The 255-nt window shown below is 46.3% G+C and carries 1 protein-coding gene; it reads left to right on the top strand.

Features of this window, described 5'->3' with window-relative positions; all coding sequences use genetic code 11:
* Window positions 1–255 (top strand): transposase (locus Afil_RS10965; protein WP_230268569.1); only part of this gene is annotated, 255 nt, incomplete at both ends.

The following is a 255-nucleotide window of genomic DNA, read 5'->3' as shown; positions in this document are numbered from 1 at the left end:
CGATGTAGAGCGCTGTAAACACTGTCCGCTCAAAGAAGGGTGCTACAAAGAAGGAGCAAAATCAAAAAGCTACTCCGTCAAAATCAAAAGCGATATTCACCTTGAGCAGATGGCGTTCATGGAGACAAAAGAATACCAGGAACTGATGCATGAGCGTTATAAAATCGAAGCGAAAAATGCCGAGCTTAAACAGAACTATGGATACGGTAAGGCGAGCGGAGGCGGGCTGAATTCAATGAAACTGCAGGCGGCCGT

The sequence above is a fragment of the Allobaculum fili genome, assembly GCF_020969955.1.
Lineage (GTDB): Bacteria > Bacillota_I > Bacilli_A > Erysipelotrichales > Erysipelotrichaceae > Allobaculum > Allobaculum fili.
The sequence above is the reverse complement of the archived record's forward strand: the minus strand, read 5'-3'. Positions and strand labels throughout refer to the sequence as shown.